This window comes from Granulosicoccus antarcticus IMCC3135 (genome assembly GCF_002215215.1).
In the GTDB taxonomy this organism is placed as follows: Bacteria; Pseudomonadota; Gammaproteobacteria; order Granulosicoccales; family Granulosicoccaceae; genus Granulosicoccus; species Granulosicoccus antarcticus.
Map to the genome: position 1 here is coordinate 2931702 of NZ_CP018632.1, position 19658 is coordinate 2951359.

Here is a 19658-nt window from a genome sequence, read left to right on the forward strand (position 1 = left end):
TTTAGCCAAACCAGCCGGCAACGTATCCGACTGCAGCGGCAGAGATGGCAAACAGCACCGCCCCGACCCAGAATTTCTGGAAAGTCACGGGCGGTGGTGTGGCATCGGATGACCAGTTCATCCAGCCGGTGATCATGGGTTTGATCAGATTCTGTTTTGCATATAGCAGGTAGGCGAAGACCATCAGAATATGGACGGCTACGACTATCTGGATCAGCTGAGCATTCAGTGAATGGATGCGCATGGCGATATCCGTACCTGAGCCGGAGAGGCTGCCATACAGTGCCCCTTCGATGAATTCGTCTTCATCGGCAATGAAAAAACCGGTGACGGCTTGTGTCATGATAATCAGCAATAATGTAAGAACTGCCCAGCTGCCGGCGGCATTATGGCCACGCTCAGCGGAGGGCTCACGGCGAAACAAACCGGCCAGATGAAGTAGGGAGGCCTTGGGGCTATGAAACAATTGCCCAAAGCGGGCATTGCCACTACCCCAGAATCCCCACAGCACCCGAAACAGAATCAATGCCAGAACCAGCTCGCCGACGGAGCGGTGCCAGTCGTAGAACTGCCAGCTGGTTTCGCCGCTGAGCAGCTGAAAGCCGACACTGATTGCCAGGCTCCAGTGAAACAACCTGACCCAACTATCCCAGATGCGGATTTTTGACGTTTTATTCATTGTCTCCATACCGACAAGATGTACAGGTTGTTTACCGGAGCTTTAGATGCAGATTGTCGGGATCAATCTTTCTTGACGCGAAAGTCGTCGTGACAGCCCTTGCAGGAGCCGCCAACATCACCAACCACGCCTTGCAGGGCGTCAAGGCTTTCGCCAGCAGCAGGCATCAGCATGGCAACAGCTTCATCGAATTTCTCGCCTTTCTCGGCAATAGCCGGGTAGGTTTCCCAGATTTCTACTGCTGCACGGTTCTGGGCATTGCCCTCAGTCTCACTGTCGGAACCTTGAGGCCAGAGCTGACTTTGACCCAGAGTGGCCAGAGCGGTGAGGTTGTTCGCAGCTTCCGCGGCAATCTCAGCGTCATAGGGAGCCTTCTCCTTCGCCATGTTGCTCAATATGCCCAGATTCTGGCTATATAGCTGCATCAAGCCCTGGCGAGCTTTGATGGCATCGTCGTGCGGACCTTCATCGGCGGCATATGAAAAGAGACTGAAGGCGCTCAATGCGCCAACGGTGGCAGCAATGGTCAATATTCTTGAAGTCATTTGGCTAGTTATCCTGTTAGCTGATGATCAATCGATTGGCAAGTGATGGCTCACGCAGACACCCGTCACGATTGTGACCATATCAAAGTATTCCGCTGTAGTTGTATCATGTTGGTAACAAAGCATTTCAACTTGCAAGCGCACTGAAATAAGGAGTTACACGGTTTATGAGTATGCGACCACTGGTTACGACAGACTGGCTGCATCAACATCTGCAGGATGATGACATCCGCATTGTTGAAGCCTCATGGCATCTACCGGCAGCAGGTCGGGATGCCCGCAGTGAATTCGAGACGGTCCATATTCCGGGAGCCGTATTCTTCGACATAGACGAGCATTCCAGCCCGAGTCATTTGCCGCATACGATGCCCACGGCCGACATGTTTGCCAGCGCTGCGGGAAAGCTGGGTATATCGAAAACGGACACGATCGTGGTTTATGACAGCCTGGGGCTGTTTTCGGCTGCGCGGGTATGGTGGATGTTCCGCTATTTTGGAGCTCAGAATGTGTACGTGCTCGATGGTGGATTACCCGCCTGGCTGAGTTCGGATCATGCAGTTGCAAAAGGTTTGGCCACGCCGGAGCCTGCGCACTTTGAAGCAGGTCGTTCTGCGCTCGCTATTGCCAGCGCTGACGATGTACTGCAGGCATCAGTTTCAGGAGATAGCCTGATACTGGATGCCCGTTCGCACCCGCGTTTTCTGGGTGTTGAAAAGGAGGCGCGTCAGGGGCTGCGCAGCGGTCATATACCCGGTAGCAAAAGCATGCCTTTCAGTGAACTACTTGAAAATGGCTATGTGAAGTCCGATGACGAATTGCGAGCCTTGCTACTGGCACGTGATGCAACCGGCGAGCGTCCTATCATTACCAGTTGTGGCTCAGGCGTAACTGCCGCTGTCATCAGTCTGGCCCTGGAGTGCATCGGGGTGTCCAATGTTGCCTTGTATGACGGCTCATGGACGGAGTGGGGTGCATTGACGGATATGCCGGTTGCCACCGGCGAGGCCTGAAGGTTCAGCGACGCTGTCGCCATCGATGCCAGACAGGCAGTTGCGAAAGCACGATGGCGAGCAGCATCAGGCTCAGTACACAGGTGATGGGGTGTGAGACGAAATTCCAGAGAAAAGTGCTGACATCACCGCGAGCACCGAGCATGGCGCGTCGATAGTTGGAATCCATCATGGGCCCCAGAATGACACCCAGAATAACCGGGCCAACCTGAAAGCCATGAATCTTCATGAAATACCCGGTAATGCCGAACAGCAGCATCCAGTAGACATCAGTGACGTTGTTCTGGATGGCATAGGTGCCCACTGCCGACAATACGATGATCAGTGGAATCATGACGGCTTTGGGGCATTCGACCACTTTACTGAATATTCGTACGCCTGTTAGCCCGAAGATCAACAGAAAGCAGTTTGCCAATGTGAGAGAGCCGACAATGAACCAGAACAGATGCGGTGTCTCAACCAGTAGCAAGGGACCGGGTTTGAGTCCGTGAATGAACAAGGCTCCGATGATGACAGCCGTTACCGCATCTCCCGGTATGCCCAGGGTCAGCATGGGAATGTAAGCACCTCCGACGGCTGCGTTGTTGGCAGTCTCAGGTGCGATCAGACCCTCGGTTGCACCTTCTCCAAAAGGCACCTCTGGATCGGGCGTGGAGCGTTTGGCATGATCGTAGGCCAACAAGGCTGCAATGTCGCCACCGGTGCCAGGTAGTGCTCCGATGACCGTGCCGATTCCGGATGTTCGTATAGCCAGCCAGAAGTGTTTCTTGATGCTGGACATTGACGGGACAATACGCCCGATTTTCTGCTTGACAGCCGGCATGTCCAGGTGTCGAAGTTGCACAAGAGCCTCGGCCACGCCAAAGAATCCGATCATGGCGGCAATATAGGGTATGCCTCCCATCAGAGCCACGGTACCGAAGGTAAAGCGTCCTTCCGCTGTCATCGGATCCAGTCCCACCATACTGATCAACACTCCCAGTGCAGCAGCAAAAATGCCTTTGGCAAAACTCTCACCGGAAAGAGTCCCGACCAGCATCAGTCCTATCAGACCCAGTAGCAGGTAGTCGCGGGAGTTGAACATCAGGGCAAAGCCTGAGATAAGCGGGGCAAACAGTGCCAGTGCAATGATGCCGATAAAGCCTCCGAATACGCTCATGATTGTCGTCAGGCCAATGGCTTCACCCGCCAGGCCTTTTTTTGCCATGGGGTAGCCATCAAGTGCACTGGCGATGGCGCTTGGGGCACCTGGAATATTCAGCAAAATGGCCGTTCGGGAGCCACCGTAAACACCACCGATAAAAACACCGCTAATTAGTGCCAGAGCCTCGTTGACGTCCCATTTGAAGGTAAACGAGATGAGGATTGAGGTGGCCATGGTGACCGACAGGCCAGGAATGGCACCGACATAGATGCCGGAGAAAGTGCCTGCGGCTGTCAGAAATACAAGCCAGGGGTTCAGCCACGCAATAGAGAAAAACGTCAGGGCGTCACTCATTACAGAAACAGGCCGGGTAGTGTACCTTGCGGCAAAATGACCTGGAACAGAATACGAAATATGACATGAATGGCCAATAGGGAAACCACACTGATAAGCAAGGCAAACCAGATGGATCTGTTCCACAGATAGGTGATGCAGGCAAACAGGAACAGCCAGGAGTCGAGCAGGAAGCCCAGTGTGGGCATCGCCAGTACGTACAGAATCAATAACAGAGCAACGACAACGACCCTGATTGGCAGGGGTCTGTAGGGAGCACTCTCGGTGGCGTTTTCAGACGCCGGTTCTTGTGCCTGGCTCTGATGTCGAGCATTGCGCAAGATGGCAATGCCGCTTGCCAGCATGGTGGCTGCGGCCAGCATGGGGAAGGCTCCCGGTGACGCCCATTTGGAAAAACCTGCAATCAGATAGGCTTGCCACAGAGCCGCGGCACTGAAGACAATCAGTACCGCCACAAATATCTGTTCACCCTTTTTGGCTTGCGCCGACGGTTCAGTCTTTTTCACCGGAAATTGTTTATAGCTAGCTGAGAGTTTATGGACGTTCGATGCCCAGTGATTCCGGGCTCACTTTGGCAGCTCCGGTATCCTGCAATGCCCAGGAAGTCACTTGCTGCCATTTGCTCAGAAACTCGGACGCCTTATCGCCGTGCAGATTCATGAGTACGTTGCCCGTGTTGATCATCAGCGTCTTGTAGCGCTCATCTTGAGCGGCAGTCTCAAAAGTTCCTACCAGTTTTGCCTTGATCTCATCTGGCACGTCTTCTCGTACAAAGACACCGTAGAAAGGACCCCAGGGCAGGAATTGTCCCATGCCTGGCAATGCGTCAGTGATGGCCGGTACACCTTCGAGTAGCTCCACCGGAGTGTCATTGATTACCGCTAGAGCGCGCAAGGTGCCAGCCTTGATTTGTTCAGCAGCGGCCGAGATGCCGGCAGGCATGAAATCGACTTCCTTGCCCAGCATGGCAAGTAATCCGGGGCCTTCACCACCGAATGGAATGGAGGTGACATCGAAGTCGGTGGAGTTTGCGATCAGAGCCGCGACGGTGCTCGGCAAGCCACCGGGGCCTGTAGAACCCATCAATACCGAGCCGGGGTTTGCCTTGATATCGGCTAGCAGCTCTTCGATAGTCTGGTAAGGGGAGTCTGTCGGCACAGTGATGACTGCGACACCCCGGCCCAGAATACGCACAGGGTAGAACAGTGAGTAATCCAGGCTGGCAACTCCCATGACCGGATGTAGCTGCGGATTTTCAGCACCATACAAAAAAGTGTAGCCGTCTGCGGGAGCAGTATTGACAAATGCTGTGGAAATAGCGCCTGCACCACCTGCCTTGTTGAGTACAACGATGGGTTTGCCCAAGGCCTCTTCGGCGGCCGGGTTGATTGCGCGTGCAACCGTATCGGTTGCCCCACCAGCACCCCACATGACTACACCCAGTACTTCTCGTTCCGGAAAATCTTCGGCGTGCAGTTGCGTCGTGTAGAGCGCGGCGAGAGCTGCCAGGCCCACGAAAAATTTCATGTTCATGATGCTATGTGTTGAGAAGGTTGATGATGTACTGGTGTAATAACATTATCCGCCATCATTGCGCAACTTTGGTGCGACAGGCACAGGAAAGTGCAAGTGGCTAAAGAGATGTGACTGGAAAGCGGCTTCGATCAAGAGTATGGTTTGGCCGTTCTGTAAGGAGTGAGCCAAGTTGTCTGTTCATGAGAGAGAAGGGAGGAGCGAACAAGGGTTCGCAAAACCAGCCAGCACTTTTTTGGAGCTGTTCACTCCCAAGCTCATAACGATTCTGCGAGAGCGCTATGGCCTCTCGCATTTTCGCTCTGATCTATTAGCTGGTTTGACGGTTGCCATTGTCGCCTTGCCCTTGTCAATGGCAATAGCAATAGCCTCGGGAGCTTCTCCGGCACAAGGCCTCTATACCGCCATCATTGGCGGGTTCCTCGTTTCCGCCCTGGGTGGTAGTCGGTTTCAGATTGGCGGCCCGGCCGGGGCCTTCATTGTACTTGTGGCCAGCACGGTACAGCTGCATGGCATGGAAGGTCTTTTTCTGGCAACCATCATGTCGGGGATTCTGTTGATGCTTGCAGGTTATCTGCAGCTGGGCAGCTATATCAAGTTCATTCCTTATCCGGTAACGATCGGCTTCACTGCCGGTATTGCCGTTATCATATTTGCCAGTCAGGTCAAGGATCTGCTGGGTCTGACGCTGTCGGGTCCCGAGCCCGGTGCCTTGCTCGAGAAACTACCGGTTATCTGGCAAGCGCTTCCCACCTGGGATTTGCCAACGGTGATTGTGGCCTTTGTGACGATCGCCATTATTGCGAGCCTTAAAATCTATCGTCCCCATTGGCCGGGTATGTTGTTTGCCATTGTCATCACCTCCATAGCGGTGACGATTCTGAAGTTGCCATTGAGTACGATAGGTACCGCATTTGGTGGAATTCCCAATACGCTACCCATGCCTTCGTTGCCAGAAGTGAGCTTTGCCAAGGTGGGTGCTTTACTGCCTGTCGCCTTGTCGTTTACGCTGCTCGGTTCCATCGAGTCTCTGTTATCAGCGGTGGTTGCAGATGGCATGACTGGCAGGCGACACCGCTCAAACTGCGAGTTGGTCGCCCAGGGCGTGGCCAATATAGCATCAGGTTTGTTCGGCGGAATCTGTGTGACCGGCACCATCGCCAGAACCGCTACCAACGTTCGCGCCGGGGCTCATGGTCCTGTTGCAGGCATCTTGCATTCGGTTTTTCTTCTGTTATTCATCGTGCTTGCAGCGCCGGTTGCCAGCTACATACCGCTCGCCAGCCTGGCCGGTGTTCTGGCTATCGTTGCCTGGAACATGATTGAAAAGCACGCCATCGCTTTGTTGCTGCGAGCTTCGCGTGGCGATGCTGCGGTGCTGATGGCAACCTTGCTGCTGACCATCTTCCGTGACCTGATGGAAGCTATCGTTGTCGGCTTTGCATTGGGTTCGGTGCTTTTCATACACCGTATGTCGAAAACCACAGCGGTATCGACACACCGGCCCTGGGTTGAGGATGATCAGCCCGATAAAGTCGATGGTTCACGCCTGCCTTATGATGAAAGTATCGCCTCCAACCCGGACGTATTGATTTACCGCATCAGTGGTGTTTTGTTCTTCGGCGCGGCAGCTTCGGTAGGCTCGGTGCTGGACAATATCTCCGACAGTTGCAAGCTGCTGGTCGTTGACTTTACTGAGGTGCCGTTTATTGATTCAACCGGTGCCAATACACTGGAGGGCCTGGCGCACAAGGGACGACAACGAGAGTTGCAGGTTGTTTTCACAGGGCTACCAGAAGAGCTGCGTGAAAAATTACGCAGCTATGGAATATCAGAGCCTCTGGTTGCATTTGCCGGCACTATTGATGAGGCGTTACAGCAGCATGGGGCGAGTACTGTGTAACAGCCTTCAGTTGTTCCAAGGCGTGCTGTGAGCATCGTTTGTCTGGTTCTATTCGACCTGGGCTGGTGGCCACTATATGTATATGGCTGGCTACCGATTGTGCACTACCATTGCCTACAACTGGTTCAGAGTCTGGATCCGGTCTCTGAGCTGAACACATGCTGCGCTGTCACAGGCACTTCAAAGCGCAGTTCAGCGCCCAGAGAGGCTTCACTATGCACACCCTGCAAGCTGGCAATCAGTGGCGTGCGGGTGCCGGCAAGAAATCCATGGATCAGGGTATTGGAACCTAGTTGTTCAACCAGGCCGGTTTCCATGATCAGTGGTCCTGTATCGGATCTGAGCAGATGTTCAGGGCGTATACCAAGATCGACGGTTCCAGTGGTCCGAGTGTCGCTGGGAATGGTCACACCGTTTTCCAGCGTGACGGTGCCATTCAGTGACTCGCCCCTGAAAATATTCATGGACGGACTGCCAATGAAATCAGCGACAAACCGGGTTGCTGGTTTTTCGTATAACTCGATCGGTGTGCCGAACTGTTCGACATGACCACCATTAAGCACCATCAGCCGATCACCCAGCGTCATGGCCTCTACCTGATCATGAGTCACATAGACTGAGGTTACGCCCAGATCACGCTGCAGTTTACGAATTTCCAGTCTCATCTGTACGCGCAATTTGGCATCCAGGTTTGACAGTGGTTCGTCAAACAGAAAGACGTCAGGCTTTCTGACGATGGCTCGGCCCATGGCTACCCGTTGACGCTGACCACCGGACAGTTCTCTGGGCTTACGTTGCAGGTAGTCACTGAGTTGCAATAACTGGGCGGCTTTTTCTACCCGTTCGCGTATATCAGCCTTGTCCAGTTTGGCTATCTTGAGGCTGTAGGCCATGTTGTCGAAAACGCTCATATGAGGGTAGAGCGCATAGTTCTGAAACACCATGGCAATGTTTCTTTCCATGGGTTCCAGATCATTGACGACACGCTCACCAATCATGATTGAGCCTGCGCTGATGGTTTCCAGGCCTGCAATCATGCGCAGCAAGGTGGACTTGCCACAGCCGGACGGTCCGACTATGACAATGAATTCCTTGTCGGCAATGTCAATGTTGACACCATGAATGATTTCTTCGCGACCATAGGATTTACGAACGTCGCTGAGCGTGACTGTTGACATGTGCGTGCTTTATTTCTCGGTTTCCACCAGGCCTTTGATGAACAGGTTTTGCATGAAGACGACGACGAGCACTGGCGGTAACATCGCCAACAGTGCTGTAGCCATGATCAGAGGCCAATCTGTCAGGTCGTCTCCGGATGGAAACATCTGCTTGATACCCATCACGATGGTGTTCATTTCAGGGTCGGTCGTCATCAACAATGGCCACAGATACTGGTTCCAGCCATAGATGAACAGGATGACGAACAGCGCTGCGATATTGGTACGTGACATCGGTAAAAGTATGTCGAAAAAGAAGCGCATGGGAGATGCGCCGTCAACCCGGGCTGCCTCAGCCAGTTCATCTGGCACAGTCAGGTAGAACTGACGGAACAGGAAAGTGGCTGTTGCCGATGCCACCAGTGGCAGTATCAGGCCTGAATAACTGTTCAGCATGCCGAAGTTGGCAACCACTACGTAGGTAGGAACGATTCGTACCTCGACTGGCAGCATCAGCGTCATGAATATCAGCCAGAAGAACAAGCCGCGCATCGGAAATTTGAAATAGACGATGGCAAAGGCTGACATGAGCGAGATGATGATCTTGCCGATGGAGATACCCAGCGCCATGATCATGGAATTGAGCAGCATTCTCCACACCGGTGCGTTGACACCGGAAAACAGAGCTCGGCTGTAGTTCTCGATCAGTTGATTGCCCGGTAGCAGCGGCATGGGGGGGCGAACCAGTTCGGCCTGTGTGACCGATGAGGCAACAAAGGCCAGATAGATCGGGAAGCAGACAATGCCGATACCGATGATCAGCCCGATATGGATCAGCCAGGTAGCCTTGCCGGTTTTTTCAACCATGCCGCTCATCAGTAGTGCACCCGTCGTTCAATGAACTTGAACTGTATGACTGTCAATATGCCAACCACGACCAGTAGCACCACGGATTGTGCCGCTGATGATCCCAGATCCTGACCAACGAAGCCGTCAGCGTAAACCTTGTACACCAGTATGGTGGTTGCCTGCTGCGGGCCGCCCGAGGTAATGGTATGGATGACGCCGAAAGTTTCGAAGAAGGCGTACACGATGTTGACGACCAGCAGGAAGAAGGTGGTTGGCGACAACAAGGGAAAAACGATGGTCCAGAATCGACGCCAGAAGTGTGCGCCGTCAATGGCTGCAGCTTCGATGACGCTCTTGGGGACCGCTTGCAGGCCCGCCAGGAAAAAGAGAAAGTTGTAGCTGATGCGACCCCAGGAGGAGGCCAGTACAACCAGCCACATGGCTTCGCCGCTATTGAGTTTGTGGTTCCAGTCGTAACCCATCTGGTCCAGGTACCAGCTGGCAATACCGACGTTGGGATTGAAGATGAACAGCCACAGAACACCGGCGACGGCAGGTGCCACGGCATAGGGCCAGATAAGAAATGTTCGGTAGGTGCCGGCACCCTTGATGATGCGATCAGCCATGAGAGCCAGCCACAGGGCAATGCTCATCGAGACTACGGTGACCAGTATGGAGAAAATGGCTGTGGTCTTGAAAGAGGCCAGGTAGTAGGGGTCAGAGAACAGATATTCAAAGTTCCCGAATCCGACAAACTGGGTTTTCAGGCCAAAGGGATCCGGTATGAACGCGGACTGATAGATGGCTTGGCCGGCGGGCCAGAAAAAGAACACCGCCGTGATGATTGCCTGGGGCAATATCAGCAGGATCGGCAGGCGCCATCCCTTGAATGTCACGCGTTTTTCCACGGACTTTATCGCTACCTGTGATCGTTGTGTTGATGGAGGAGATGCTGAGAGGCAATTCTCCGACGCTCAGATAACGTCGGAGAATTACCCTGCGCAGTGAATTACTTGTTGGCTTGTTCGAAGCGGCGCAACAGTTGATTACCGCGGCTGACGGCACTGTCGAGTGCATCTTGTGCATCCTTGTCGCCAGTCCAGACGGCTTCAAGTTCTTCATCGATTATACCGCGAATCTGATCAAAATTTCCCAATCGCAAACCTTTTGAATTGGCGGTTGTTGGCTTGGCGGTCATCTGCAGAATGGCGATGTCGGTTCCGGGGTTCTTTTCATAAAAGCCTTCTGCCTTGGTCTGCTCATAGGCAGCAGTAGTGATAGGCAGGTAGCCTGTGTCCTGGTGCCATTTTGCCTGGATGTCAGAGCTTGACAGGAAGTTCAGGAATTGGGCGACACCCTTGTATTCTGCGTCTTCATGTCCGTTAAGGACCCACAAGGATGAGCCACCAATGATGGTGTTCTGAGGAGCTGCCTTGACAGTTGACCAGTACGGTAAAGGACGAATGTCGAATTCGAATTCTGCTTCTTCCTTGACACCCGCATAGCCGGCAGAGGATTCAGTGAAAAAGGCACATTCGCCGGCACGAAAATTTGCACCACCTTCGTTGCGTCGACCGGCATACATGAATTTGCCGTCTTTGGCCCATTCACCCATGGCTTGTACGTGGGCTGCGTGCAGGGGGCTGTTGAAAGACAGTTCTGTATCCAGCCCGGTGAAACCGTTTTCCTGTGAAGCGAAAGCGATGTCGTGGTAGGCCGAGAAGTTTTCCAGATGTACCCAGCTCTGCCATGCGGTGGTGAAAGCGCAGGAGCTGCCGGATTCCTTGATCTTGTTCATGGCGCCGTCGACCTGTTCCCAGGTTGTCAGATCCATGTCAGGGTCGAGTCCGGCTTCGGTCAGCGCGTCTCGGTTAACATAAAGAACGGGTGTTGAGGAGTTATATGGCAGCGACAGCATCTTGCCATCAGCAGTGGTGTAGTAGCCCTTGACTGGCGCCAGATAGGCATCCGGATCGAACTCTGTGCCGCTGTCTTCCATCACTTCGTGGATGGGTTTGATAGCGCCTGCAGCGCTCATCATGGTGGCAGTGCCGACCTCGAAAACCATCAGAATGTGCGGTTGCTCGCCCGCACGAAAAGCGGCGATACCGGCGTTCAGGGTCTCCGAGTAGTTGCCTTTGTAATTGCCAACTACTTCATAGTCAGTCTGGGAGGCGTTGAAAGTTTCGATCTGCTCGGCCAGCAGATCGCCAAGGCGGCCAGTAAATGCATGCCACCACTGAATTTCTGTGGCAGCCGAGGCAGGCAGTGCCACAGCGCTCAAGGCGATAGCCAGAGCGGTACCTGTCAGTGTCTTCTTCATAATCGGGAATGCCTCTTTTGAGTGCGGTATGGACGTCAGGAGGGCACTTAACCACGAGAAGCTACAGAACTCAAGAGGCAGATGTATCGAATATTCGAATTTTGTTCTGTCACCAAAATCGCTTAGACTGCATGGATCAATCTGAAATCAATCCGAACTGGAGGCTGTTGCCATGCTGAAATCCCCTGCCTGTGCATTTGGTGTCGCACTTGCCGCCACACTGGCTACTGCCTGGTCGGCAGCGGCTCTGGCGGATCCTGTCAAAGTGGGGATGATCACGACTTTGTCGGGGGGCGGTTCTGGCCTGGGGATTGATGTCCGGGACGGGTTCCTGCTCGCTACCAGAGATAACAAGGACATCGAACTGATCATCGAAGATGATCAGAACAAACCGGATGTCGCCGTCCAGTTGGCAGACAAGATGATTCAGTCCGATAAGGTGGATATTTTGACGGGCATCATTTTCTCCAATCTGGCAATGGCTGTGGTGCCGGCTGCTGTCAATCAGGGAAAATTCTATCTGTCTCCCAATGCCGGACCCTCGGCTCTGGCAGGTAAGGGTTGCCACATGAATTATTTCAATGTTGCCTGGCAGAACGACAATCTGCATGAAGCCGCTGGCAGCTATGCCAATTCTGCAGGTCTTGTCAATTCCTTCATTCTGGCGCCCAATTATCCGGCTGGAAAAGATGCGCTGACCGGCTACAAGCGTTATTACGAAGGCGATCTGGCGGGCGAGCTTTATACCAAGCTGGGTCAGACCGACTACGCCGCAGAGATTGCCCAGATTCGTGCCTCCGAGGCTGACAGTGTATTTTTCTTCCTGCCCGGTGGCATGGGGATCAGCTTCATGAAACAGTGGGATCAGGCCGATATCGATCTGCCAGTACTAGGGCCTGCATTCTCATTTGATCAAGGTATTCTGGGAGCTGTAGGCGATGCAGCGCTGGGTGTGAAGAACACATCACAGTGGTCCAAGGATCTGGACAACGAAGCCAACATAGCCTTTGTGGCTGATTTTCAGGCAGCCTATGGCCGTCTGCCATCGTTGTACGCATCGCAGGGTTTTGACACCGGCAACCTATTGCTCTCCGCCATGGCTAAATCGCCTGTCACTGATGCCGACGCCTTTCGCAGTGCTCTGGAAGAAGCCGACTTTGCATCCACTCGCGGCAGCTTCTCATTTGACAACAGCCACCATCCCATTCAAGACATCTATGTTCGGGAAGTGGTGCGTGAAGGTGAGGTGCTGACCAACAAGATCGTATCGAAAGCGCTTACGCAGCATTCGAACGCCTATGCTACTGAATGCGTGATGTAGTGACTGATTTCTCCAATAGCGAATTCATCGATTGGAACGATGCGTTTGAAAATGGTGCCTATATACCCGGTGCCGCCTTGTTGCCGGATAAGTGGGCACGACTGTCGGCGCAGTTGCGAGATCGGCAGCAAGCTGGCGGCCGAATGCAGGCGGATATCCGGTATGGAGAGGGTGAGCGTCAGGTTCTCGATATTTTTCACCCTGAGGGTGAATCTTGCGGCCTGGTTGTTCTGGTGCATGGCGGCTATTGGCTGCGCTTCGACAAGAGCAACTGGTCGTTTCTGGCAGAGGGCTGCCTGGCGCATGGCTGGAGCGTTGCAATTCCAAGCTACCGCCTGGCTCCGGATGTACCGATCAGCGATATCACACAGGATGTCGCTGCTGCCGTACAGTTAGCGGCGCAAAACGTATCAGGGCCTATCAGGCTGGTGGGTCACTCTGCGGGTGCTCATCTGGTAGCCCGACTACTGTGTGCTGACCAGATTCTGTCCGAGGCTGTCGCTGCTCGATTGGCTCATGTGGTGCCTGTTAGCGGTATTTTTGATCTGCGACCTTTGCAGGCCAACCATATGAATGAATCATTGCAACTGGATCTGAAACAAGCTGTGGCAGAAAGCCCTGTGGCACACCAACCTCGAAGAGCGGTCCCCATGACGTTGTGGGTGGGCGCGGAAGAGCGACCGGAGTTTTTGCGCCAGACGCGACTGCTGTGCGAAAAATGGTCGGCTGAAATGGATCATATTCATGCCTGCTACGAGCCTGGCAAGAATCATTTCTCGGTAATTGACGGATTAACCCGACCCGATAGTGCGCTGGTCAGGGCACTGCTGGGTATTGATTAGACTGTCGTCAGGCACGACCAACCTATTGCCAACCCTCCATCGTTTATTAATGAGTCATTGCGGAAAACCAATTCCACAATCTGGCCTATCTATAATAATACGAGGAAGGAAACGTGATTTACGCAGATCCAAACACCAATGGAGCCGTCGTTGATTTCAAACAGCGGTATGACAATTATATCGGGGGAGAGTGGATAGCTCCGGTTGCCGGGAATTACTTTGACAATGTCTCCCCGGTCAATGGCAAGGTTTTTTGTCAGATTGCCCGTTCTGACGAGGCAGACATCGAACTGGCCCTGGATGCCGCCCATGCGGCCCGCGAGGCCTGGGGCAAGACATCGGTTGCACAGCGATCAAATATTCTGCTGAAAATTGCTGATCGTATTGAGCAGAATCTTGAAGCTCTTGCGGTTGCAGAAACCTGGGACAACGGCAAGGCCATTCGCGAAACGCTTAATGCCGATGTGCCACTGGCTGCTGATCATTTCCGATACTACGCCGGTTGCATGCGTGCACAGGAAGGCGGTATCGGAGAGATCGATGAGAATACCGTGGCTTACCATTTTCATGAGCCTCTGGGAGTTGTCGGGCAGATCATCCCCTGGAATTTCCCGCTGCTGATGGCGGCCTGGAAGATTGCTCCGGCTTTGGTTACCGGTAATTGCGTCATTCTCAAACCGGCGGAGCAGACACCAGCATCCATCATGGTTTTCATGGAGATCATCGGCGACTTGTTGCCACCAGGTGTGCTGAATATCGTCAACGGTTTTGGTCGTGAAGCCGGCAATGCTCTGGCAACCAGTAAGCGTATTGCAAAAATAGCCTTTACCGGTTCGACCCCGACGGGTTCGCATATTCTCAAATGTGCCGCAGAAAGCATTATTCCTTCAACCGTTGAGCTGGGCGGAAAATCGCCTAATGTCTATTTCGAGGATATCTTCGATCATGAAGAGGAATTTATCAGCAAGTGCGTAGAGGGCGCGGTACTGGCATTCTTCAACCAGGGAGAGGTGTGTACTTGTCCATCCAGGCTGCTGGTGCAGGAATCCATCTATCCGCGTTTCATCAAGATGGTGATTGAGAGAGCAGCTCTGATCAAACGAGGCAACCCGCTGGATACCGACGTGATGGTGGGTGCGCAGGCATCTCAACAACAATACGAAAAAATCCTCAGTTACATCGAGATCGGTAAGCAGGAAGGTGCCGAAGTTCTGATCGGCGGCGGTGTAGAGAGCATGAGTGATGGATTGACAACCGGTTTTTACGTAGAGCCAACGCTCTTGAAGGGCACCAATGACATGCGTGTCTTTCAGGAAGAAATCTTCGGTCCGGTTATATCCGTCACCACATTCAAGGATGAGGCGGAAGCCCTGGCCATCGCCAATGACAGTGAGTTTGGACTGGGTGCGGGCGTCTGGACTCGTGACATGAACCTGTCATATCGCATGGGTCGCGGCATACAGGCCGGGCGGGTCTGGACCAACTGCTATCACCATTATCCGGCGCATGCAGCGTTTGGTGGATACAAGAAGTCGGGAGTCGGTCGTGAAACTCACAAGATGATGATGGATCATTATCAGCAGACCAAGAATCTGCTGGTCAGCTACGACATCAACCCAATGGGATTCTTCTGATAGCGCGTTAACGAATCACCGAGTGTTGTGGTCGGGCAGCCGTAACTGGCTGGGTCTGTATGACCGTTCCTTGCCACAACCTCAGTGAGACAGATCGCCGCCAAGACGATTTCTTACCAATTCGCCCGCTATGCGGCCGGCGCCCATTCGGTTAACAAGCATGACGGTATCAACGGCTTTATCCAGTGTTTTGTAGGCAAGAGCATCAATGCAGCTTCTCCATTCTTCAAGCTCGGGAGAGTCCGAATTGATCAGCAGTGGGCCTCGATACAGATCCATGAATTCGGTTGTAAGGCTGGCTTCGTGTGCTTTCCAGATCTGGAGAAAATCTGCCCAGAAAGGTACGGTTAACCGATAGGGGCGAGAGCCGATATGTCCGCCAAGCCGTGAACGCAAATGCGACAGTTCCGCCTTGAGTGTCGACATTGAGACTTTGGCATCGCCGTACAGACTGGCGTGCAGTTGGTTGAGCGTCAGCCCTTCAGGGTTGAGTGCCAACAGGCAAAGAATTTCCAATTGCCGCAGTGGCATCGGAATCGGTTCTCCCTGATAAATGACTCGGGGTTGGCCCAGTGCATGAATTTCAATCTCTGCTCGGGGAGCTGCGCATGGCAGGTGTGCCGAGATCGATTGCGCAATGCCGGCCACCGCCGCTTGCCCCATGGGCGTGTAGTGCTGCCAGGTTGTGGACATGTCGAGAACACCAACACACTCCAGGGTCTGTGGGTGAATGATCGGCGCTGCATAACAGACCCATTCTCGTATCGAGGGCAGAAAATGCTCGGAGGAAAAAACGGTAACCGGTCGACTTAAAGCCAATGAGAGGCCGACTGCATTGGTACCGACCGATGACTCATCCCAGATGCCACCCTCGGTAAAGTTGACAGACTCGGCACGCGGACGCATGTGCTTGCTGGCAGCGGTCCAGAGCAGGCGACCGGAAGTATCAGCAATGGCAGCGACCATTTCACCCTCGTTCACCAATTGGTTCATATTGGCCTGCTCAGCCAGCGTTGCCTGGCAAAGATCCGAACCCTGCCAGGTATGTTTGAGTGAGTATTCATCGGCAATGGGCGCCAGGTTCGTGTGGGGCTGGATGTATTGCGCACTGCGTTGCCAGGACGCCATGATGTCCTTGTTCACGCTGTCCTTTTCTGTCCGGCCGCTGCCTGTCAGAAAGCAATCCCATTGAGTGTCAATTGCAGTCCTTCTTTGAGACAGAGTCCTGACAGACATTTTCAGCTCCTGTTGTTCGGCTGTGAAAGTGGCAGCGCATTGTGGCGAATCTGTCGAAACCTATCATGCTGACGGCGATACGTATATTCTCATTTAGTAGATAGCGGGGGACTTGAGAGGTCGCGGTTCCTGTCTCTGGGATGAACGATTTTCAGGTTTTCTCAATAAGAAAAGGGCCCCGCAGGACCCTCTCGATTAACTGAACAATCTGTTTCGTGCTACAGCAGACGTTGCACAATGGGGCAATTGACGATGATGCCGCTGGAGCCATAAGCACTGCCGCCGGGGCCTGTTATAAAACCGCGCTCAACCATGCCCAGGATGGCAAATTCTTCGCTCATGCGAGAACGGTAGCCGTTGTCTATGGCTTCCTGAGTCCATTCGCCAAGATTCACATCCCATAAAGGGCTGTAGTCGGTTGCGATGGTGGGTACGCCGCCCAGAACGTTCAGTGGACCGCCACCATCGACCAGAGCGCTGTTGAATCCCTGACGCTGTGGATTGGCTTCATCAAATACATTCGTAGGTCCGTTAGTCCAGGCAAACAGCCGTTCAACGGCGCTGAAGAGTGAATCGTCTCGACCCACAGGCACATTGCCCAGGGCAGGGGCATAGGTTGCACCTTCCAGTGCTGCAGCGATTTCAGCTGTGGCCTCGGTGGATAGATACAGGACCGGTCGGCCAAAGCTGAATCCATTGACCAGCTCCAGTGTGACGGTACCAGGTTCGCCAGACTCACCGGGGCAGATCGCTACAACACTGTCGTGAAGAGCCTGGTGTGCCCATGCGCTTTCTTCTTCAGAAATACCATCGCAATATTCTGACAAACGTTCTGGTGTTTCATTAAAGGCGACCATCGGGGCGTTGTAGACATGATTTCCAGCATTGCTGATCATGACTAGCGGGCTATAGAAACCATCAGCATCCCCCACATCCGCACCGACAGACCCAGCCTGGAAATCGAGAGAGTCCAGTAGGTTGCTAGTGCCTTGTGTGTCGGTGGAGCCCGGATTCATGATCCTTTCTGGTGTGAAGTCAACCGGTCCGCCACTGACGATCAACAAGCCTTCGGCATCGTAAAAACCGCTACGAACGCTTGTTGACATGAAGGTGTCGACCATCGGTGCCGGCAAGCTGGCGAAATTGAGTTTGGCACTGAAATTCAAACCCAGTGCAGCCGCGTTACCTTCATCCGAGGTATCAGTGACGATATACCAGATGGGGGCTCCGTCCAGAGGACCACCGGAGGCTAATCGACCCTGATACAGAGGCAGTGTTACGGTTGTTGTCGGTGTTGCTTCAAGATCAACCTGGCCTGCGGTCAGCAGTTGTAAAGGCCCCACCAGGTTTGCATTGACGGTCGTTGGTGATGGACCAAAATACGTTACTGGGACATCCGCGCCGATGGAGGGAGGGGCGGGTGCAAAATCGTCATCATCGACTTCTCCGGGACTCAGAGCGCTTGGGCTACCGGGGACGACACCGTTGAGAGCATTGGTGACAGCGGCGGTCTCATCAGCGATAGATTGAGCCAGCTGCCCACCCGCAAGCTCTGGTAGTGCTTCGCCGGAGCGTAGAGTGGCAGGGGTGCTTGCATCACGATTGTCGAGTGGTGCACCGGCAGTTGCTGCATCAGAGCTTCCTGCAATACTGCCATCGTCAGAGCATGCGGTTAGCAGAACACTGACAATGGAGACTGCAAGCAAGGTGTTTTTTTGGTTTTTCATGTTTTTGATCTCGTGTCGTGGGATGGCTATCAAAGGAAGCGATGCACAATCGGGCAATTGACAATGAAGCCTGATGATCCGTAAGCGGAACCACCGGGACCTGTCAGGAACCCACGCTCTACCAGACCAAGAATCTGAAATTCTTCTGTAACCCGCGAACGGTATCCGCGATCAATGGCCAGCTGTGTCCATTCGCCCACATTGAGATCCCACAAGGGGCTGTAATCGGTTGCCACAGTGGGAATGCCACCTAGTACATTCAGTGGGCCGCCTTCTCCGGACAAGGTGCTGAACAGGCCCTGGCGTTGTGGGTTGACCTGGCCTTCAACACTGTTGGATGGTCCGTTTATCGTAAGAAACAAGCGCTCTACGGCACTGAATAATGAGTCGTCTCGACCGACCGCAACATCTCTGAGCCCCGGTGCGAAGGTTGCACCTTCGAGTGCTGCTGGCAAAGGGTCGTTGGCTTCAGTGCTTAGATAAAGAACCGGCTTGGCAAAACTGAAACCTGCCGCAAGTGACAAGGTGACAGTTTCGTCAGCCGGGCAGATGCTCACCACACTGTCGTGTACCACGCTGTGGTCAGGGTCTCCATCGCAGAAGTCGATGTCGGCTTCATCAACGTTGAACGCAATCATGGGGGCGTTGTAGATATGACCACCTGCATTGGTGATTTTTACGAGCGGTGAGTAGAGCTCGTCACCTATCGATCCTGGTTGAAAAGCCAAGGGTGGGAATGGTGGCAGGCTTGCGTTTTCTGCGTTGCCTGGCGTCACAGACAGTTCAGGCGAGAAGTCGACGCTACCGACATCAAACATCAATGTTCCATCCTGACGGGTGGCGCCCGTGCGCACAGCTCTGCCATTCTCTGCAAAGGACAGTTTTCCTGAATGGTTCAGTCCCAGTGCCAAAGCCGCATCGCTATCGGTGGTATCTGTCACGATATACCAGATCGATTCGCCGGTTTCACGTAGCTCCCCCCGATACAGTGGCAAGGTAATGGTGCCAGCATCTTCGTCCAGTTGACCGGCCGTCAGTAATTGAAAAGGTCCGATCAGCTCAGGCTCGACAGATGATGGGGGTGGTCCGAAGTAGGTGACGGGTATGTCAGAGCCGATGGATGGTGGTGATGGACGAACATCATCGTCCTCGACTTCCTGGGCAAAACCTGTGGAAAGAAATGCTGATGCGATCAGCATTCCCAAGGGTGTGAATATGGCTTTTTTATTCATGACATTGCCTTGTTTGTAGTCAAAAGGTGGCGATGCGTTAGCAAGAGTGAAGAGCACCCCTCGTTGCGCACCCAATATCAGAGGGTCGTTTGCCTGTTCGTTCCCGCCGGAATAGTCACGTTTTCATATCGTTTTTGATAAGAGGTTGTTATTATTCTGTGACATCCGC

At 53.5% G+C, this 19658-nt stretch carries 17 protein-coding genes; 5 read left to right on the forward strand and 12 right to left on the reverse strand.

Annotated elements, in window-relative coordinates; all coding sequences use genetic code 11:
- Position 1 precedes the first annotated feature (1 nt).
- Positions 2 to 679: a cytochrome b/b6 domain-containing protein gene (locus IMCC3135_RS12715; RefSeq protein ID WP_157735949.1), complete on the reverse strand. Its 678-nt coding sequence runs from the start codon at positions 677 to 679 to the stop codon at positions 2 to 4.
- A gap of 62 nt (positions 680 to 741) precedes the next feature.
- Entirely contained in the window at positions 742 to 1224 is a 483-nt protein-coding gene (locus tag IMCC3135_RS12720; protein ID WP_088917959.1) for a c-type cytochrome, read from the reverse strand.
- A gap of 167 nt (positions 1225 to 1391) precedes the next feature.
- Between IMCC3135_RS12720 and sseA the strand changes: the two genes are divergently transcribed.
- A complete protein-coding gene (gene sseA, locus IMCC3135_RS12725) occupies positions 1392 to 2234 on the forward strand; it encodes a 3-mercaptopyruvate sulfurtransferase (RefSeq protein ID WP_088917960.1) in 843 nt (280 codons plus the stop codon).
- 4 nt (positions 2235 to 2238) lie between these two features.
- Here sseA and IMCC3135_RS12730 read toward each other — a convergent pair whose 3' ends face one another.
- Genes IMCC3135_RS12730 through IMCC3135_RS12740 form a run of 3 tightly spaced genes read right to left on the reverse strand, consistent with a single transcriptional unit; the run spans position 2239 to position 5265 of the window.
- The gene (locus IMCC3135_RS12730) at positions 2239 to 3732 is read right to left on the reverse strand and encodes a tripartite tricarboxylate transporter permease (protein ID WP_088917961.1); all 1494 of its coding nucleotides are present in this window, start codon (positions 3730 to 3732) and stop codon (positions 2239 to 2241) included.
- Positions 3732 to 4238: a tripartite tricarboxylate transporter TctB family protein gene (locus IMCC3135_RS12735; protein ID WP_088917962.1), complete on the reverse strand. Its 507-nt coding sequence runs from the start codon at positions 4236 to 4238 to the stop codon at positions 3732 to 3734. Before IMCC3135_RS12735 ends, IMCC3135_RS12730 begins: the two co-directional genes overlap by 1 nt.
- A gap of 28 nt (positions 4239 to 4266) precedes the next feature.
- Positions 4267 to 5265, reverse strand: a complete 999-nt coding sequence (locus tag IMCC3135_RS12740) for a tripartite tricarboxylate transporter substrate binding protein (RefSeq protein ID WP_088917963.1) — start codon at positions 5263 to 5265, stop codon at positions 4267 to 4269.
- Between the two features lie 235 nt (positions 5266 to 5500).
- Here IMCC3135_RS12740 and IMCC3135_RS12745 point away from each other — a divergent pair, with 235 nt between their 5' ends.
- The gene (locus IMCC3135_RS12745) at positions 5501 to 7168 is read left to right on the forward strand and encodes a SulP family inorganic anion transporter (protein WP_205738023.1); all 1668 of its coding nucleotides are present in this window, start codon (positions 5501 to 5503) and stop codon (positions 7166 to 7168) included.
- A gap of 125 nt (positions 7169 to 7293) precedes the next feature.
- On the opposite strand, the gene ugpC is transcribed toward IMCC3135_RS12745, so the two are convergent.
- The 4 genes from ugpC to ugpB form a co-directional block, all read right to left on the reverse strand.
- The gene (gene ugpC / locus IMCC3135_RS12750) at positions 7294 to 8346 is read right to left on the reverse strand and encodes a sn-glycerol-3-phosphate ABC transporter ATP-binding protein UgpC (protein ID WP_088917965.1); all 1053 of its coding nucleotides are present in this window, start codon (positions 8344 to 8346) and stop codon (positions 7294 to 7296) included.
- A 9-nt stretch (positions 8347 to 8355) separates the two neighbouring features.
- Positions 8356 to 9201, reverse strand: a complete 846-nt coding sequence (ugpE, locus tag IMCC3135_RS12755; RefSeq protein WP_236994777.1) for a sn-glycerol-3-phosphate ABC transporter permease UgpE — start codon at positions 9199 to 9201, stop codon at positions 8356 to 8358.
- Positions 9201 to 10070, reverse strand: a complete 870-nt coding sequence (gene ugpA / locus IMCC3135_RS12760; protein ID WP_236994778.1) for a sn-glycerol-3-phosphate ABC transporter permease UgpA — start codon at positions 10068 to 10070, stop codon at positions 9201 to 9203. Before ugpA ends, ugpE begins: the two co-directional genes overlap by 1 nt.
- Positions 10071 to 10183: 113 nt before the next feature.
- Complete coding sequence (ugpB, locus tag IMCC3135_RS12765; protein ID WP_088917967.1) at positions 10184 to 11497, reverse strand: sn-glycerol-3-phosphate ABC transporter substrate-binding protein UgpB; 1314 nt, start codon at positions 11495 to 11497, stop codon at positions 10184 to 10186.
- A gap of 172 nt (positions 11498 to 11669) precedes the next feature.
- On the opposite strand from ugpB, the gene IMCC3135_RS12770 reads away from it, so the two are divergent.
- The 3 genes from IMCC3135_RS12770 to exaC all read left to right on the forward strand — a co-directional run bounded on the left by IMCC3135_RS12770 (position 11670) and on the right by exaC (position 15294).
- Positions 11670 to 12818, forward strand: a complete 1149-nt coding sequence (locus tag IMCC3135_RS12770) for an ABC transporter substrate-binding protein (protein ID WP_088917968.1) — start codon at positions 11670 to 11672, stop codon at positions 12816 to 12818.
- Entirely contained in the window at positions 12818 to 13660 is an 843-nt protein-coding gene (locus tag IMCC3135_RS12775; RefSeq protein ID WP_205738024.1) for an alpha/beta hydrolase, read from the forward strand. The genes IMCC3135_RS12770 and IMCC3135_RS12775 overlap by 1 nt, the downstream gene beginning before the upstream one ends.
- Before the next feature lie 113 nt (positions 13661 to 13773).
- Complete coding sequence (gene exaC / locus IMCC3135_RS12780) at positions 13774 to 15294, forward strand: acetaldehyde dehydrogenase ExaC (RefSeq protein WP_088917970.1); 1521 nt, start codon at positions 13774 to 13776, stop codon at positions 15292 to 15294.
- A gap of 81 nt (positions 15295 to 15375) precedes the next feature.
- On the opposite strand, the gene IMCC3135_RS12785 is transcribed toward exaC, so the two are convergent.
- The 3 genes from IMCC3135_RS12785 to IMCC3135_RS12795 all read right to left on the reverse strand — a co-directional run bounded on the left by IMCC3135_RS12785 (position 15376) and on the right by IMCC3135_RS12795 (position 19489).
- Positions 15376 to 16530 (reverse strand): helix-turn-helix domain-containing protein, encoded by a 1155-nt coding sequence (locus IMCC3135_RS12785; RefSeq protein WP_088917971.1) that lies wholly within the window; start codon positions 16528 to 16530, stop codon positions 15376 to 15378.
- 218 nt (positions 16531 to 16748) lie between these two features.
- Positions 16749 to 18257 carry a hypothetical protein gene (locus IMCC3135_RS12790; RefSeq protein ID WP_088917972.1) on the reverse strand — a complete coding sequence of 503 codons (1509 nt, stop codon included), beginning with the start codon at positions 18255 to 18257 and terminating at the stop codon, positions 16749 to 16751.
- Positions 18258 to 18286: 29 nt separating this feature from the next.
- Positions 18287 to 19489: a hypothetical protein gene (locus IMCC3135_RS12795; RefSeq protein WP_088917973.1), complete on the reverse strand. Its 1203-nt coding sequence runs from the start codon at positions 19487 to 19489 to the stop codon at positions 18287 to 18289.
- Between the last annotated feature and the right edge of the window lie 169 nt (positions 19490 to 19658).